The organism is Clavibacter sp. GW821-FHT01D01 (assembly GCF_059422605.1).
In genome coordinates, this window is sequence record NZ_JBWKXC010000001.1 from 409,633 (window position 1) to 424,367 (window position 14,735).

The 14,735-nt window shown below is 74.7% G+C and carries 15 protein-coding genes; 9 read left to right on the forward strand and 6 right to left on the reverse strand.

The window, feature by feature from the left end; genetic code table 11:
* Window positions 1–43 precede the first annotated feature (43 nt).
* Together AC07VC_RS02080 and AC07VC_RS02085 are read right to left on the reverse strand one after the other, a co-directional pair.
* Entirely contained in the window at window positions 44–796 is a 753-nt protein-coding gene (locus AC07VC_RS02080) for an SDR family NAD(P)-dependent oxidoreductase (RefSeq protein WP_494674602.1), read from the reverse strand.
* A 91-nt stretch (window positions 797–887) separates the two neighbouring features.
* Window positions 888–2,990, reverse strand: coding sequence for an MMPL family transporter (locus AC07VC_RS02085; protein ID WP_494674601.1), 2,103 nt, complete (start codon window positions 2,988–2,990; stop codon window positions 888–890).
* A gap of 78 nt (window positions 2,991–3,068) precedes the next feature.
* Between AC07VC_RS02085 and AC07VC_RS02090 the strand changes: the two genes are divergently transcribed.
* Entirely contained in the window at window positions 3,069–3,590 is a 522-nt protein-coding gene (locus AC07VC_RS02090) for a MarR family transcriptional regulator (RefSeq protein ID WP_494674600.1), read from the forward strand.
* 134 nt (window positions 3,591–3,724) lie between these two features.
* The gene (locus AC07VC_RS02095) at window positions 3,725–4,603 is read left to right on the forward strand and encodes a patatin-like phospholipase family protein (RefSeq protein ID WP_494674599.1); all 879 of its coding nucleotides are present in this window, start codon (window positions 3,725–3,727) and stop codon (window positions 4,601–4,603) included.
* 84 nt (window positions 4,604–4,687) lie between these two features.
* Here the strand turns inward: AC07VC_RS02095 and idi are convergent, their stop codons facing one another.
* Window positions 4,688–5,257 carry an isopentenyl-diphosphate Delta-isomerase gene (gene idi, locus AC07VC_RS02100; RefSeq protein ID WP_317230574.1) on the reverse strand — a complete coding sequence of 190 codons (570 nt, stop codon included), beginning with the start codon at window positions 5,255–5,257 and terminating at the stop codon, window positions 4,688–4,690.
* 44 nt (window positions 5,258–5,301) lie between these two features.
* On the opposite strand from idi, the gene AC07VC_RS02105 reads away from it, so the two are divergent.
* The 5 genes from AC07VC_RS02105 to AC07VC_RS02125 are packed head-to-tail and all read left to right on the forward strand — an operon-like array spanning window position 5,302 to window position 10,564.
* The gene (locus AC07VC_RS02105) at window positions 5,302–6,372 is read left to right on the forward strand and encodes a polyprenyl synthetase family protein (RefSeq protein ID WP_258070248.1); all 1,071 of its coding nucleotides are present in this window, start codon (window positions 5,302–5,304) and stop codon (window positions 6,370–6,372) included.
* A complete protein-coding gene (gene crtI / locus AC07VC_RS02110) occupies window positions 6,369–8,966 on the forward strand; it encodes a phytoene desaturase family protein (RefSeq protein ID WP_494674598.1) in 2,598 nt (865 codons plus the stop codon). Before AC07VC_RS02105 ends, crtI begins: the two co-directional genes overlap by 4 nt.
* On the forward strand, window positions 8,966–9,310 hold the full coding sequence (locus AC07VC_RS02115; RefSeq protein ID WP_094116772.1) for a lycopene cyclase domain-containing protein: 345 nt from the start codon (window positions 8,966–8,968) through the stop codon (window positions 9,308–9,310). The genes crtI and AC07VC_RS02115 overlap by 1 nt, the downstream gene beginning before the upstream one ends.
* The gene (locus tag AC07VC_RS02120) at window positions 9,307–9,675 is read left to right on the forward strand and encodes a lycopene cyclase domain-containing protein (RefSeq protein ID WP_317230827.1); all 369 of its coding nucleotides are present in this window, start codon (window positions 9,307–9,309) and stop codon (window positions 9,673–9,675) included. The genes AC07VC_RS02115 and AC07VC_RS02120 overlap by 4 nt, the downstream gene beginning before the upstream one ends.
* On the forward strand, window positions 9,668–10,564 hold the full coding sequence (locus AC07VC_RS02125; protein ID WP_317230826.1) for a prenyltransferase: 897 nt from the start codon (window positions 9,668–9,670) through the stop codon (window positions 10,562–10,564). Before AC07VC_RS02120 ends, AC07VC_RS02125 begins: the two co-directional genes overlap by 8 nt.
* A 12-nt stretch (window positions 10,565–10,576) precedes the next feature.
* Here AC07VC_RS02125 and AC07VC_RS02130 read toward each other — a convergent pair whose 3' ends face one another.
* A complete protein-coding gene (locus AC07VC_RS02130) occupies window positions 10,577–10,897 on the reverse strand; it encodes a hypothetical protein (protein WP_317230825.1) in 321 nt (106 codons plus the stop codon).
* A gap of 127 nt (window positions 10,898–11,024) precedes the next feature.
* Between AC07VC_RS02130 and AC07VC_RS02135 the strand changes: the two genes are divergently transcribed.
* Window positions 11,025–11,756, forward strand: a complete 732-nt coding sequence (locus AC07VC_RS02135; RefSeq protein WP_494674597.1) for an SGNH/GDSL hydrolase family protein — start codon at window positions 11,025–11,027, stop codon at window positions 11,754–11,756.
* A 36-nt stretch (window positions 11,757–11,792) separates the two neighbouring features.
* Here the strand turns inward: AC07VC_RS02135 and AC07VC_RS02140 are convergent, their stop codons facing one another.
* A complete protein-coding gene (locus AC07VC_RS02140) occupies window positions 11,793–12,827 on the reverse strand; it encodes a LysR family transcriptional regulator (protein ID WP_494674596.1) in 1,035 nt (344 codons plus the stop codon).
* A 101-nt stretch (window positions 12,828–12,928) separates the two neighbouring features.
* On the opposite strand from AC07VC_RS02140, the gene AC07VC_RS02145 reads away from it, so the two are divergent.
* The gene (locus AC07VC_RS02145) at window positions 12,929–13,339 is read left to right on the forward strand and encodes a DUF5997 family protein (RefSeq protein WP_494674595.1); all 411 of its coding nucleotides are present in this window, start codon (window positions 12,929–12,931) and stop codon (window positions 13,337–13,339) included.
* Between the two features lie 50 nt (window positions 13,340–13,389).
* Here AC07VC_RS02145 and AC07VC_RS02150 read toward each other — a convergent pair whose 3' ends face one another.
* The gene (locus AC07VC_RS02150) at window positions 13,390–14,613 is read right to left on the reverse strand and encodes a glycosyltransferase (RefSeq protein ID WP_494674594.1); all 1,224 of its coding nucleotides are present in this window, start codon (window positions 14,611–14,613) and stop codon (window positions 13,390–13,392) included.
* Between the last annotated feature and the right edge of the window lie 122 nt (window positions 14,614–14,735).

Here is a 14,735-nt window from a genome sequence, read left to right on the forward strand (position 1 = left end):
CACGCGCCCGCGGCAAGGGCCCGCGGCGGGCGCCCGCGGCCGCCTAGATCGCGGACCAGCCGCCGTCGGACGCGAGGATCACGCCGTTGATGTTGCGGCTCTCGTCGCTCGCGAGCCAGGTGATGGCGTTCGCCAGCTCCTCGGCCTCGACGGGGGTGGGGATCATGGTCTGCATCAGCGGGCCGAGCACCTGCCCGGCGAGGGCGGAGCGCATGGGCGCCTCGATCGCGGTCTTCGTGGGGCCGGGCGCGACCGCGTTCACGCGGATGCCCTGCTTCCCGTAGATGACGGCCGTGTTCTTCGTGATGCCCGCGACCGCGTGCTTCGACGCGGTGTACGCGACGCCCGCGGCGGACCCCCGGAGCGCCGCCTCCGAGGCGACGTTGACGATCGCGCCGGAGCCGGCCGCCTGCATGAGCGGCAGCACCGCGCGGGTGAGGCGCAGCACGGCCGTCACGTTCACGGCGAACACGAGGTCCCAGGTGCGGTCGTCGACCTCGCCCGCGGGGAGGAAGCCGTCCATGATCCCGGCGACGTTCGCGAGCACGTCGACCCGGCCGTCGGCGGCTTCGACGATCGCCCGCACGCCGTCCTCGGCGGTGATGTCGCCGACGACGGGGACGATGTCGAGGTCGGGGTGCTCGGCGACGAATGCGTCGAGCCGCTCGGCGACGACGTCGGCGGCGATGACGCGGGCGCCGTCTTGCGCGAGTCGCAGGGCGGTGGCGCGGCCGATGCCGCTCCCCGCTCCGGTGACGATGGCGGTGCGTCCGGCGAAGCGCGGCTCGTGGGTCATGGATCCTCCTCGATGGGTCCGGCGGGTGCCGGTGCCGCGATTATGGCACAGGGTGCCATAAAGGGCCCGGGTCGCGGAGGATCCGCCCGCGCTACCCGGCGGTCGTCGCCGCGACGGGCTCGTCGACTCGAGCGCCCTCGTGCCGCCCCGGCCGGTGCGACGGCCACCAGAAGTGGTCGCCCAGGATGAACACGAGCGCCGGCACGAGGAGCGTCCGCACCACGAGCGTGTCGAGCAGCACGCCGATGCACACGATGACGCCGATCTGCGTGAGCGCCACCACGGGCAGCACCCCGAGCACCGCGAAGACCGCGGCGAGCAGGATGCCCGCGCTCGTGATCACGCCGCCCGTCGAGGCCAGCGCCCGCACCATGCCCTCGCGGGTGCCGTGCAGGCGCCGCTCCTCCCGCGCCCGCGTGACGAGGAAGATGTTGTAGTCGACGCCCAGCGCCACCAGGAACAGGAACGCGAACAGCACCACGTTCGCGTCGAAGGCCGGGAACCCGAGGACCTGCTGGAACAGCAGGTTGGCCGCTCCCAGGCTCGCGAAGAAGGTCGCCAGCACGCTCGCGATGAGGAGCACCGGTGCCACCAGCGAGCGCAGCAGCAGGCCGAGGATCACGAAGACGATGGCCAGGATGATCGGGATGATGAGCCCCTGGTCGCGCTCCGAGGATGCCGCGGTGTCGGCGGCCGTGGCGTCGCTGCCGCCGACGAGCGACGCGGACTCCTCGCCCGGGGCGTCGGCGTAGGCGGCGCGGAGGTCCCGCACGGCGGCGAACGCGCCCGCGCTCTCGGGCTCCGCGTCGAGCTGCACGTCGATGCGCGTGCGGCCCTCCGCCGACTCGCCCGCCCGGGCGCCCTCGACGCCGGGCACCGACTCGGCGGTGGCGACGGCGTCCGCCGCGACCGCGTCCGGGGCGAGCACCACGGTCTGGGCCGTCAGGCCCGCGGAGAACGACGCGTCGACGACCTCCTGGGCGGCGACCGACTCCGGGTCGCCCAGCAGCTGGTCGGTCTGCGAGAGCCCGACGCGCGCGCCGACGAGGCCGAGCGCGAGGACGCCGACCCCGGCGAGGGCGACGACCGCCACGACCACGGGCCGCCGCTGCACGCCGAGCCCGAGGCGCCGCCAGACGCCCGGCTTCCCGCCGTGGTCGACGTCGGATCCGACGCGCGGGATGAACGGCCAGAACAGGCCCCGACCGCACACCACGAGGGCCGCGGGCAGCACGAGGAGCGCTGCGGCGATGGCGATGACGACGCCGATCGCGCACGCGAACCCGAGGGCGCGGTTGCCGGACAGCTCGGCGGCCAGCAGCGTGATGAGGCTGAGCGCGACGGTGCCGCCGCTCGCCGCGATGGCGGGACCCGCGCTCGTGACGGCCGTGAGCATCGCCCGGTGGCGGTCCTCCTGACGCGTCAGCTCCTCCCGGTAGCGGGCGACGAGCAGCAGCGCGTAGTTGGTGCCGGCGCCGAAGACGAGCACCGACAGGATCCCGCCGATGGAGGCGTCGATGGTGATGCCGAGCGGCTCGGCGACGGCCGTGACGACCACGCGCGCCAGGCCGTCGGCCGCGCCCACCACGGCGAGCGGCACGATCCAGAGCACGGGGCTGCGATAGGTGACGATGAGCAGCACGGCGACCACGAGCACCGTGACGAGCAGGAGCCGGAAGTCGGCGCCCGCGAAGGCGTTCGAGATGTCCGCCTGGAAGCCGACGGGGCCGGTGAGCTGGGCGGTGAGCCCGTCGGGCAGGTCCGCGCCCGCCGTCGTGCGGAGGGCGTCGGCGGTGGCGGCGATGTCGTCCGTGGCCTCGGAGGCGTCGAGCGGCACCGCGACGAGCGCCGCCCGCCCGTCGTCGCTGACCTGCGGGACGACCGCCTGCGGTGCGAGGGAGTCGGCGGCCAGCGCCTGCGCGCGCTCGGCGATCGCGGCCGTGTCGGCGTCGGTGAGGGCGGCGCCGTCCCGGCTGAAGACGAGGATCCCCACGGTCGTGTCGGCGCTCGGGAAGCGCTCGAGGAGCTCGCTCACCTGCCGGGCCTGGCTGGACTCGGGCAGCCCGGACGGCGGGAACGCGTCGGCCTCGCCCTTCGGCAGGAAGGCGAACAGGGCGGCCACGGCGGCGGCGGCCACCACCAGCGCGATCCAGGCGGTGCGCCGGGCGCTGACGAAGCGGGCGATCGATCTCACGGGTTCCTCCAGGGGTGCAGTGATCGTCAGCCTACTGACTGTCAAGCTCCTTAGCGAACACGGTCGTACGATGGGGGCATGTCCCGCCCCGAGAGCCGCCCCGGAGCGGAGGCGTCCGACGCCCTCCCGGAGCCCGGCGCCGGGGTGCCGGCCGCCGCCGGCGACGCGGGCGAGATCGGCCGCGCGCTCCGCGACGTGCTGGGCCTCGCGGCCGGGTTCGAGCGCCGCCTCGGGACCGTGCTCGCGGTGAACCCCACCGACATGAAGGCCATGGAGCACCTCATCCAGGCGGGCTCGCTGTCGCCCACCGAGCTCGCGGGCCGCCTCGGGGTCACGACCGCCGCGGCGACGCTCGTGGTCGACCGGCTGGTGGAGGTCGGCCACGTCGACCGCCGTCCGCACCCGCACGACCGCCGCCGCGTCGTCGTCGTCCCGCGGCCCGCGTCCGTCGGCCGCGCCATGGACGAGCTGATGCCCATGATCGGCGGCGTCGCCCGCGTCGCCGACGCGCTGACGCCGCGCGAGCGCGCGACCGTGCTGCGCTTCCTCGGCCAGGTGCGCGAGGTCTACCGGGAGGCGTCCGACGGACCCGTGGCCTGATCCGGCGGATCCACCGCGCGTGCACCCGGCGCTCGGCCGGCGTGCGGCGGGCGTCCACCGGGCTCGGGGATGATGGACGCGCGTCGACCACCACGACGACCACCACCACCGACGTGCACACGAAGAGGAGAGCCATGACCGGCAGCGGACGAGAGACCCCCACGGCGACGCGCGGACTGGTCCTGGGCGGCGGCGGCGTCGCCGGGATCGCCTGGGAGACGGGCCTCGTCTCCGGCCTCATCGCGGCGGGCGTCGACCTCGGGGGCGCCGACACGGTCGTCGGCACCTCGGCCGGATCCGTCGTCGCGATCAACCTGCGGGCGGGCGCCATCGACGCGGCCTACGACGAGCACTTCGTCGACGTGGCGGGCATGGCCGAGCCGATGGGCAGCCGCGACCTCGCGCGCACCGTCGAGGTCATCGGCGAGGGCGTCGCGAGCACGGCGGGCGAGATCCCCACGCGCCAGAGGATCGGCGAGCTGGCCCTCGAGGAGTACGACCCCGAGGTGGACGACGCCGCGAGCGTCGAGCGCATCGGCCAGCTGCTGCCCGTCCGCGACTGGCCCGAGCAGGACCTCCGCATCACCGCGGTCGACGCGGGCACCGGCCGCTTCACCGTCTTCGACAAGGAGTCCGGCGCCGACCTCGTGCGCGCGTCCGCTGCGAGCTGCGCCGTGCCGGGCGTCTTCCCGCCCGTCACCATCGACGGCCGCCCCTACATGGACGGCGGCATGCGCTCCGGCACGAACGCCGACGTCGTCGCCGACCACGAGCGGATCCTCGTCATCGCGTGCGGCCCCGAGGCCCCGACCTCCGGCATGGGCCCGACCCTCCCCGGCGTGGTGCAGCAGCTCCGCGGCCGCGCGGACGTGCTCGTGATCCAGGCCGACGCGGAGAGCACGCGCGCCTTCGGCGAGAACTCGCTCCTGCTCTCGACCCGGAAGGCGTCCGCCGAGGCGGGCCGTGCCCAGGCCGAGCGCGTCGCCGACGAGGTCCGCGCCTTCTGGGCCTGATCCCACCCGCGCCCGCCCGACGGGCGCACGACGAGGGGCCCGGCCGCGTGATGCGGCCGGGCCCCTCGTCGGTGGAGCGTCGGATCAGGCGGCCGGCACCGCGGCCTCCGCGCGCCCGGCGTGCGCCGCGTGCTCCGGGTAGAGCAGCGGCAGCTGGAGCGTGAGCCACGGGCTGAACGCCCACGGCGTGAGGGCGACGGCGGCGGTCAGCTGCTCGGGATCCACCCACTGGAACTCGCCCACCTCCTCGGGCCGCGGGTCGACCGGGGTGGCCGCCACCGCGCGGAACACCGGGCAGATCTCGTTCTCCACCACGCCCGCGGCGTCGGTCGCGCGGTAGCGGAAGTCGGGCAGCACCAGCTCGACCGAGGCGAGCGCGAGGCCCAGCTCCTGCTCGGCACGGCGGTGCACGGCCTCGAGCATGTCCTCGTCGGGCGCGGGGTGGCCGCAGAACGAGTTGGTCCAGACGCCGGGCCAGGTGAGCTTGCCGATCGCGCGGCGCGTGACGAGGATCCGGCCCTCCGCGTCGAACACGTGGCACGAGAACGCGAGGTGCAGCGCGGTGTCGCGGGTGTGGACCGTCGCCTTGGGCGCCGTGCCGATCTTCTCGCCGTCGTCGTCCAGGAGGACGACGAGCTCGGTGTGCTGTGACATGCGCTCCCTGCTTTCCGTTACCCCCTCGATGTTAGGTTTCATCCGTGGACGCCACCAACCTCGCTGCCGTCTCCACATCGAGGCAGGCCCACGTGAACGGCGTCCTCGACGCGTTCTTCGCCCGGTCGCTCGTCCGCGCCGAGGTCATGGGCGACGAGTACGTGAAGCTGTGGCGCACGCTCGAGTCCAACACGGCCGGCGGCAAGCGCTTCCGCCCGCGCATGGTGATGGCCGCGTACGACGGCCTCGGCGGCCAGGACGTGCAGGCCGCGGCCCACGTCGGCGCCGCGTTCGAGATGCTGCACACCGCGCTCATCGTGCACGACGACGTCATCGACCGCGACTTCACCCGCCGCGGCGGCCCCAACGTCTCCGGCTCCTACCGCGACATCGCGACCACGCAGGGCCTGCCGCAGCCGCTCGCCGAGCACCGCGGCATGTCGGCCGCCGTCATCGCCGGCGACCTCGCCCTCGTGAACGCCTACCGCCTGATCGACGCGAGCGGCGTGCGGGACCTCACCCGCTCGCACCTGCTCGAGATCCTCGACGACGCCGTGTTCGCGTCGGCCGCGGGGGAGCTCATCGACGTCGAGTTCTCGCTCACCGCGGAGGTGCCGAGCGTCGAGGAGATCCTCCGCATGGAGCGCCTGAAGACCGCGGTCTACTCCTTCGAGGCGCCGCTGCAGGCCGGCGCCGTGCTCGCGGGCGCGCGCCCCGAGGTCGTGACCGCGCTCGGCGACTTCGGTCGCGACATCGGCATCGCCTACCAGGTGGTCGACGACGTCCTCGGCGTCTTCGGCGACGAGGAGGAGACCGGCAAGACGAACCTCGGCGACCTCCGCGAGGGCAAGCGCACCGTCCTCATCGCCCACGCCGTCCGCTCCTCGGAGTGGAAGGAGATCAGCTCGCTCGTCGGCAAGGACGACCTCTCCCGCGGGGAGGCGGCGCTCGTCCGCTCCGTGCTGGAGAGCTCCGGCGCCCGTGCCTACGCCGAGGGCGTCGCGCGCGACCTCGCCGTCGCCGCCTGCGCGCGCCTCGAGGACCCGGTCGTGCCGGAGGCCCTCCGCCGGGAGCTCGCGCCCGTCGCGGAGTCCGTGCTCGGGCGCATCCGATGACGGCTCGCCGCCCAGGCCGTCGCGGCCCCGCCCCCGAGGCGCCCACCGGCCTCGAGAAGTACGACCGCGTCGCGCAGGAGACGGCCTCGGTCGTCATCCGCCGCTACTCGACCTCCTTCGGGCTCGCGTCGCGCCTCCTCGGCGCCGACGTGCGCCAGCACATCGAGAACGTCTACGCGCTCGTGCGCGTCGCCGACGAGATCGTCGACGGCGCGGCGGCCGGCGCGGGCGTCGACCCCGCGCACGTCGAGTCCCTGCTCGACGCCCTCGAGCAGGAGACCGAGGACGCGATGCTGCGCGGCTACAGCGCCAACCTCGTCGTGCACGCGTTCGCGATCACCGCCCGCCGGTCCGGCTTCGGCGCCGAGCTGACCGCGCCGTTCTTCGCGTCCATGCGCATGGACCTGCGGCGCATGGAGCACACGCCCGCCTCCTTCGTGGAGTACGTCTACGGATCCGCCGAGGTCGTCGGCCTCATGTGCCTGCGGGCGTTCCTCGTCGGCCACGCCACCACGCGCCCCGAGCGCATCCGGTTCGAGGAGGGCGCCAAGCGGCTCGGCGCCGCCTTCCAGAAGGTCAACTTCCTCCGGGACCTCGCCGCCGACCACGGTGCGCTCGGCCGCAGCTACTTCCCCGGCGTCGACGTCGCGACCTTCTCCGAGGCCGACAAGGAGCGAATCCTCGACGACATCGACCAGGACCTCCGCATGTCCGGCGCCGTCATCCCCGACCTGCCCGCCTCCAGCCGGCGCGCGGTCGCGCTCGCGCAGGGCCTCTTCGCGGAGCTCGCCGTGCGGCTCCGCGCCACCCCCGCGGCCGAGCTGGCGCGCACGCGCGTGCGGGTGCCGGATCCCGTGAAGGCCCGCATCGCGCTCGCCGCCGCCACGGGCGCCGAGCCCTCCGGCCTCGACGGCCGCCTCGTCCGCCGTGCCCGCGGACCCCGCGCCGCGCGCCCCGTCCCCGCCCCGTCCGACCCCGAGCAGCAGGAGAGCGCCATGACCGCACCGACCGCCATCGTGATCGGCGGCGGGATCGCCGGCCTCGCCTCCGCCGCGCTCCTCGCCCGCGACGGGTACCGCGTCACCCTCGTCGAGGGCCGCGACGACGTCGGCGGCCGCGCCGGGTCGTGGGAGAGGGACGGCTTCCGCTTCGACCTCGGCCCCAGCTGGTACCTCATGCCCGAGGTGTTCGACCACTTCTTCCGGCTCATGGGATCGAGCGCCGCCGAGCAGCTCGACCTGGTGCGCCTCCCCGGCTACCGGGTGCTCTTCGAGGGCGACCCGGACCCCATCGACATCCGCGACTCCCGCGAGGCGAACCTCGACCTGTTCGAGAGCGTCGAGCCCGGATCCCGCCCCGCCATGGCCCGCTACCTCGACTCCGCGAAGGACGTCTACGAGGTCGCCAAGAAGCGCTTCCTCTACACGACCTTCGCCGACTACCGGCCGCTGCTGAGGCGCGACGTCGTCACCCGCACGGGCACGCTCGCGAAGCTGCTGCTCACCCCGCTCGAGACGCACGTGGCCCGCTACGTGCAGGACCGCCGCCTCCGCCAGATCCTCGGCTACCCGGCCGTCTTCCTCGGCTCCTCGCCGAAGCTCGCGCCGAGCATGTACCACCTGATGAGCCACCTCGACCTCGAGGACGGCGTGCTCTACCCGCAGGGCGGCCTCATCACGGTCATCGAGGCCATCGAGCGGCTGGCCCGCGCGGAGGGCGTGGAGATCCGCACCTCGTCGCCCGTCTCGCGCATCGTCACCGAGCCGACGACGGCCGGGCGGGCGCGGGCGCGCGGCGTGCAGATCACGACCGACGCCGGCACCGAGACGCTCGAGGCCGACGTGGTCGTCTCCACCGCCGACCTGCACCACACCGAGACCGAGCTCGTCCCCGAGGCGTTCCGCACGTACCCGCAGTCGTACTGGGACAAGGGCACCGCCGGGCCCGGCGCCGTGCTCGTGTACCTCGGCGTCCGCGGCGAGCTGCCCGAGCTGCACCACCACACGCTGCTGTTCACGGAGGACTGGGACGAGAACTTCTCCCGCATCTTCCCGCCGAAGGGCGGCACGACCTCGGTGCCGGATCCCGCGAGCATCTACGTCTGCAAGCCCAGCGCCACCGACGGCTCGGTCGCGCCGGAGGGCCACGAGAACGTCTTCATCCTCGTGCCGATCCCCGCCGACCCGACCATCGGCCGCGGCGGCATCGACGGCGCCGGCGACGCGCGCGTCGAGGAGATCGCCGACCGCGCCATCCAGCAGATCTCCGACTGGGCCGGCATCCCCGACCTCGCCGAGCGCATCGTCCTCCGCCGCACATCGGGCCCCGGCGACTTCGCCGCCGACCTGCACTCGTGGAAGGGCACCATCCTCGGGCCCGCCCACACGCTCACCCAGTCGGCCATGTTCCGTGCCGGCAACACGAGCAAGCGCGTCGACGGTCTGCACTACGCGGGCGGATCCACCATCCCCGGCATCGGCCTGCCCATGTGCCTCATCAGCGCCGAGATCCTCGTGAAGCGCCTCCGCGGCGACACGTCCACCGGCCCGGGCGCCGAGCCGCTCGTGCCCACGGTCGGCCGCCCGGTGGTGTGATGGGCCTCCTCTACCTCGCGGCACTGCTCCTCACCATCGGCTGCATGATGCTCATCGACCGTCGCTGGCGCCTGTTCTTCTGGCGGGACCCGATGGCCGCGGCGCTCACGACGGCCATCGGCGTGGCGTTCTTCCTGCTGTGGGACATCGCCGGCATCTCGCAGGGCATCTTCTTCCGGGGGGAGACCTCGTTCATGACCGGGATCCTCGTCGGCCCGGAGCTGCCGCTCGAGGAGGTCTTCTTCCTCACGCTGCTCTGCTACCTCACGATGAACCTCGTCAACGGGTTCAGCCGACTCGCCGACCACCACGTCGCCCGGGCCCGGGAGCGGGCGAACCGATGAGCTACCTCGTGCTCGACCTGCTGTTCCTGCTGCCCGTCGCGGTCGTCGGGTTCCTGTTCCGCCGCCTGCTCCTGCGCGAGGCCGCCGCCGTGCCGTACGGGTCGAGCCGCTTCGACTACCCCGAGTACTACTGGTACCGCCGGATGCCGGTCGTGATCCTGCTCGCGATGACGCTGGTCTTCGACAACATCATGATCGAGGTCGGCCTCGTCGGCTACGACCCCGACAAGCTCGTCGGCCTCATCCTCCTCAACGCGCCCATCGAGGACTTCGCGTACGCGATCGCCGCCCTCGTGCTGCTGCCGGCCGTCTGGTACCTGCTGCGCCGGCGGCGCCGCGTGTCGGGGATCGAAGCCCATGGGTGACGTGCGCGTGCGCCCGGGTGCGGCCCGGGCGCTCCGCACCATCGCGCTGTCGTCGCGCCCGCTCTCCTGGGTGAACACGGCGTTCCCCTTCGCGGCCGCGTACCTCACGGTCACGCGCGAGCTCGACCTCACGGCCGTGCTCGGCACGCTCTACTTCCTCATCCCGTACAACCTCGCGATGTACGGCATAAACGACGTCTTCGACTACGAGTCCGACATGCGGAACCCGCGGAAGGGCGGCGTCGAGGGCGCGGTCCTGGCGCGGGCGATGCACCGGCCCGTCCTCATCGCGGTGCTCGTCACCAACGTGCCGTTCCTCGCCTACCTGGTGGCGGTGGGCTCCGCGGCGAGCATCGCGGTGCTCGCGGTGAGCGTCCTCGCGGTCGTCGCGTACTCGCTGAAGGGCCTCCGCTTCAAGGAGCGGCCCGTGCTCGACTCGCTCACGTCGAGCACGCACTTCACCTCGCCCGCCGTATACGGCATCGTCCTCGCGGGCGGCGCGTTCACGCCCGCGCTGTGGGCGATCCTCGCGGCGTTCTTCCTGTGGGGCGTCGCCTCGCACGCGTTCGGCGCAGTGCAGGACATCGTGGCCGACCGCGAGGGCGGCATCTCGTCCATCGCGACCGTGCTCGGCGGCGCCGCGACCGTGCGGATCGCCGTGCTCGCGTACGCGGCAGCCGGGGTGGCGATGCTCTTCACGGGTCTGCCGGGCATCATCGCGGCCGTCCTCGTCATCCCGTACATCCTCAGCACGGCGCCCTTCTGGTCGATCCGCGACGAGGACGCGGAGGCCGCCAACCGCGGCTGGCGCCGCTTCCTCGGCCTCAACTTCCTCTCCGGCTTCGTGGTGACCATGCTCCTCATCGCGTACTGGCTCACGAACCCCTGACGCGCGGTGCCGTCAGTAGTGCGTCGGCATCATGCCCGCGATGAGCTCGCGGCGGCGACGCGCGTGCTCGCCCGCGAAGGACAGCAGCTCCATGTCGTGCTCGCGCATCCACGCGACGGCGTCCTCCAGCGTGACGGCGGTGGACACCCAGACCCGGCGGCCCGACGCGTCGACCGCGTCGGCGTAGACCTCGAAGACGGGCTCGGCCCCGGCCGCGCGCACGGTGGGCACGACGTACCCGAGCACGGGCTGGGATGCGACCTGCACGCGCCAGGCGCCCTGGTGGAAGCGGGCGTGCGGGTGGTGGATGAGGGGCTCGGGCTCGCGGGACATCGGTGCTCCTGGTGTCGGGACGGGGGCGAGCGCCCGGCCGCGCTCGGGGACGACGATAGGCTCGGCGTCCGACAACGGGGGTGCTCGGGCGCATGATGGATCCACGCCCCTCGATCCCCAGGAGCCCATGACCCCGCCGATCCGCATCCTGCACCAGGCCGTGCGCCCGTTCGTGGCCGCCGGCCTCCGCGGGGGCATCCCCACTCCGCTGACCGCGACCGTCCCGACGGACGCGCCCGTCGGCGTGGTCCCGGGCCCCGACCCCGACCGCATCCTGGCGCTCGGCGGCATCGGCGGATCCGGCGTCGGGCTGCGCACGCACGCGGACGGCGTCGCGGCCCGGACGGCGACGTCCCTCGCCGAGCTCACCGGGCGCGGCGTCGAGTGGCGCACGGTCCCGCTCGCCGACCAGCACCTCGCGGCCACGCAGGACGCCGTGCGGCAGGTCACCGAGCTGCACCGCTACGACGTCGTGGTCGTCATGCCCGGCGTCGCGGACGCGCTCGAGCTCGCGCGCACCACGCCGTGGGTGCACCGGCTGGAGGACCTCCTCGACCACCTCGTGGAGCAGACCGCCGACAACTCGCTCGTGCTCGTGTCGGACGTGCCCCAGGTGTCGCAGTACGTGGAGGCCGGCGCGTTCGTGCGCGGCCTCTTCCGCGACCACGCGATGCACCTCTCCGAGCGGAAGGCCGAGGTCTGCGGCCGGTTCCCGCAGGCGGTGTCGGTGAAGCTGCCGGACGCGGGGCCCGTCGACTTCGAGGGCGGCGAGTTCTGCTACTCGTCCATGTACCGGCGCTGGGGCGCGTACGTCGCCCGCGTGGTCGCCGACCTGCAGGCGGAGCGCGGCCCGTCCTGAGCCGGCCCCGGCGCGAGGTCCCGGCCGGTCGGGCGCCTAGCGCCCGCGCCGCCCGCCGCGCGGCGGGGGAGTGCGCCGGCCGCCCGCGCCGCCCTTCGTGCCGGGCTTCGCGCCGGACTTCCCGCCGCCTTCGGCGCCCGGCTTCCCCGCCGCCTTGCGCGCGGTCTTCTGCGCCGCGGTGGGCTTCCGGCGGTCGCGCTCGTCGTCGTCGCGGGACGACCGGGAGCTCGCCGCCGTGCGCCCGCGGACGATGCCCACGAGCTCCTCGATGTCGGGGGAGGCGTCGCCCTCGCGCCAGGCGACGGCGATCCGCGTCTCCGGCAGGTCGTGGACCGGCACCGCGACGACGTCCTTCCGCGCGTGCAGCCGGCCGAGCGCGTGCGGCACGACCGCGAGCCCGACGCCCGCGGCGACCAGCTCGACGGCCGCGGCGGTGTCCTCGGGCAGCGGGACGGGATCCGCGCCCGCCGTGCGCCCCGGCCATCCGGGCACGGTCGCGGCGGGCTGCAGCAGGAGGTCCTCGGCCAGGTCCGTGAGGGCGACGGCGTCGGCCCGCGCGTGCGCGTGGTCCTTCGGCAGGAGCGCGACCTGCACCTCGCCGTAGAGCGGGACGATCGTGAGGCCGCGCCCGTCGACCGGGAGGCGGAGGAAGGCGACGTCGACGGATCCGTCCACGAGCGCCGGTGCCGCGTCCGGCTCCGCGAGCGGCACGACGCGCAGCGGGACGTCCGCGACGCGCTCGTCCCAGGCGCGGGTCCACTTCGCGACGGTGACCCCGGGCACGATGGCGACCACGAGCCCCCGCGGCGGCGCGGCGGCCTCCTCGGCGAGGCGCGCGTCGTCGGCGGCGATCGCGGCTCGGGCCGTGACGAGCCGCTCCTCGCCGGCGGGGCTGAGGCGCGTGGGCCCGTCGTCGCGCACGAACAGCTCGACGCCCCACAGCGCCTCGAGGTCGAGGATCGACCGGCTCACGGCGATCCGCGACACGTTCAGTGCCTTCGCGGCGCGGGCGAAGTGCAGCTCGTCGGCCACGGCGGCGAAGTGCCGGAGGGCGGTCGGGTCGGCGTCCACGGGAGTCCCCTCGATGGCCCGCACGGTGGGTGGCGCGCAAGCGGCGGCGGGTCGATCTAGGCTAGTGCAGGCCGCGCGAGCCCCGACGGTACCCTGGGTGCATGACGAGCGACGGATCCAGCCAGACGATGAAGGCCGCGACCGCGGCGAAGAAGCTGGGCGTGCACCTCCCGGCCACCCCGGTCGAGTTCCAGGAGTCGACCCCGTCGCGCGCCGACCTCGCCGAGATGAACGAGAACCCGCCCGAGTGGCTGGCCACGCTGCTGCGCGACGGCCCGCACCCGCGCCAGGTCATCGCCGGCAAGCTCGGCGTCTCCATCGCCGGCCTCGCCCGCGGCGGCGTGACGGAGGCGCTCACCACCGCGCAGATCAAGGCGCTCCTCGAGGCGCCGCCGCAGTGGCTCGTGCAGGAGCGGGCCACGCAGGCCGAGGTCCGCGAGGAGCAGATCCGCGTGAAGAACCGCGACGCCGGCCGGGCCGCCATGGCCGCCGAGCGCGACGCGCGCGGCTAGGGGCCCAGCCCCCCTCGCGCTGGCCGCGCTCGCCGCGCCGGCCGCGTGCATCAGCGCGCGAGCGCCTCGATGCGGCGGAGCACCTCGTCGACGGGCGGCAGCGACTCGCACTCGCGCCGCACGCGCTCCGCGGAGCGCCGCACCGCCTCGGACGCGAGCAGCCGGGACGCCTCCCGGCCGATGTCGGCGGGCGTCGCCGTCGCCGCGTCCAGCAGCGCCCCGCACCCGAGCTCGGCGATGCGGCGTCCGTTGGGGAGCTGGTCGGCGCCCAGGGGGAGCACCAGCACGGGCACGGCGCGGGCGAGCGCGCCCATCACGGATCCGGAGCCCCCGTGCGTGACGGCCAGGTCGACGAGCTCGAGGACCCCGTCCTGCGGCACGTGGCGCTCGACGCGGACGCGCTCCGAGGCGACGGCCACCGCCGCCGGGTCGAGACCCGGCCCCGTGGTGACCAGCACGCGGCACGGCAGGGCGGTCAGCCCCGCGAGGATGCGCGGGAGCAGGTCGCCGGACGCCGTCGCGAACGCCGTGCCGAGCGTCACGTAGACGCGGCGCTCCTCGCTGCCCGCGGCCAGCCAGGCGAGGGCGGGGTGGTGGCGTCCCGGCTCGGGCGGTTCCGGCCGCATCCGCACCACCGGCCCGTCGCCGTCCTCCGTCGCGCGGAGGCACGGCGGGAACGGCACGACCGCGAGGTCGCCGCGGATGCGCCGGAGCCCCGACCCCGGGGGCAGGCCCGAGTCGGCGCGGAGGCGGCCCAGCGGCTCGCGGATGGACCCGACCCACTCGTCCGAGGCCGTCGCGAGGACGTCGACGACGACGACCGGCACGCCCGCGCGCTCGGCGGCGACCATCGCGCCGAAGTCCTGGCCGTCGCACACGAGCGCGTCGACCCGGTCCTGCCGCAGCAGCTCCGCGACGTGGTCGCGCGCGACCTCGGCCGGCTCGCCGAGGAAGATCGCGGCGACCCGCTGGAGCACCTTCGCGGGATCCACCGGGAGCAGCGTGCCGGTGCCGCCGGCGCGCTGGCCGCTGCCCGTGCGCGTGCCCGCTCCGCTGCCGGGTCGGCCCGCGAGGGAGTCGGCGAAGGCGGGCAGGTCGCGCGGATGCAGGCGGGTGAACGCGGTCTGCTCGAGGACGACGTCGCGCACGCCGACGAGCGCGGTCGTGTGCCCCGCCGCGGTCGCCGCGCGGGCGAGGGGCAGCAGGGGGCCGAGGTGGCCGCGACCGCGGGCGAACGAGAACAGCAGGTGGAGCGGGCGGGCGGGTGCGGGCACGGGGAGGCTCCCAGACGTCGGGTCGATCGGGCGCCCCGAAGCTACCCGGCACGCGGGAGGGGCGTCGGCGGGTGTCCACCGGCGGGCCGGCCGCGCGCCTGCCACCCCGCCGCCCGCCCGGA

Bases quoted from the DNA above. Each gene is read 5' to 3' on its own strand.
- AC07VC_RS02080 (WP_494674602.1), bottom strand. From the start codon at position 796: ATGACCCACGAGCCGCGCTTCGCCGGACGCACCGCCATCGTCACCGGA.
- AC07VC_RS02090 (WP_494674600.1), top strand. From the start codon at position 3,069: ATGTCCCGCCCCGAGAGCCGCCCCGGAGCGGAGGCGTCCGACGCCCTC.
- AC07VC_RS02095 (WP_494674599.1), top strand. From the start codon at position 3,725: ATGACCGGCAGCGGACGAGAGACCCCCACGGCGACGCGCGGACTGGTC.
- idi (WP_317230574.1), bottom strand. From the start codon at position 5,257: ATGTCACAGCACACCGAGCTCGTCGTCCTCCTGGACGACGACGGCGAG.
- crtI (WP_494674598.1), top strand. From the start codon at position 6,369: ATGACGGCTCGCCGCCCAGGCCGTCGCGGCCCCGCCCCCGAGGCGCCC.
- AC07VC_RS02115 (WP_094116772.1), top strand. From the start codon at position 8,966: ATGGGCCTCCTCTACCTCGCGGCACTGCTCCTCACCATCGGCTGCATG.
- AC07VC_RS02120 (WP_317230827.1), top strand. From the start codon at position 9,307: ATGAGCTACCTCGTGCTCGACCTGCTGTTCCTGCTGCCCGTCGCGGTC.
- AC07VC_RS02125 (WP_317230826.1), top strand. From the start codon at position 9,668: ATGGGTGACGTGCGCGTGCGCCCGGGTGCGGCCCGGGCGCTCCGCACC.
- AC07VC_RS02130 (WP_317230825.1), bottom strand. From the start codon at position 10,897: ATGTCCCGCGAGCCCGAGCCCCTCATCCACCACCCGCACGCCCGCTTC.
- AC07VC_RS02135 (WP_494674597.1), top strand. From the start codon at position 11,025: ATGACCCCGCCGATCCGCATCCTGCACCAGGCCGTGCGCCCGTTCGTG.
- AC07VC_RS02145 (WP_494674595.1), top strand. From the start codon at position 12,929: ATGACGAGCGACGGATCCAGCCAGACGATGAAGGCCGCGACCGCGGCG.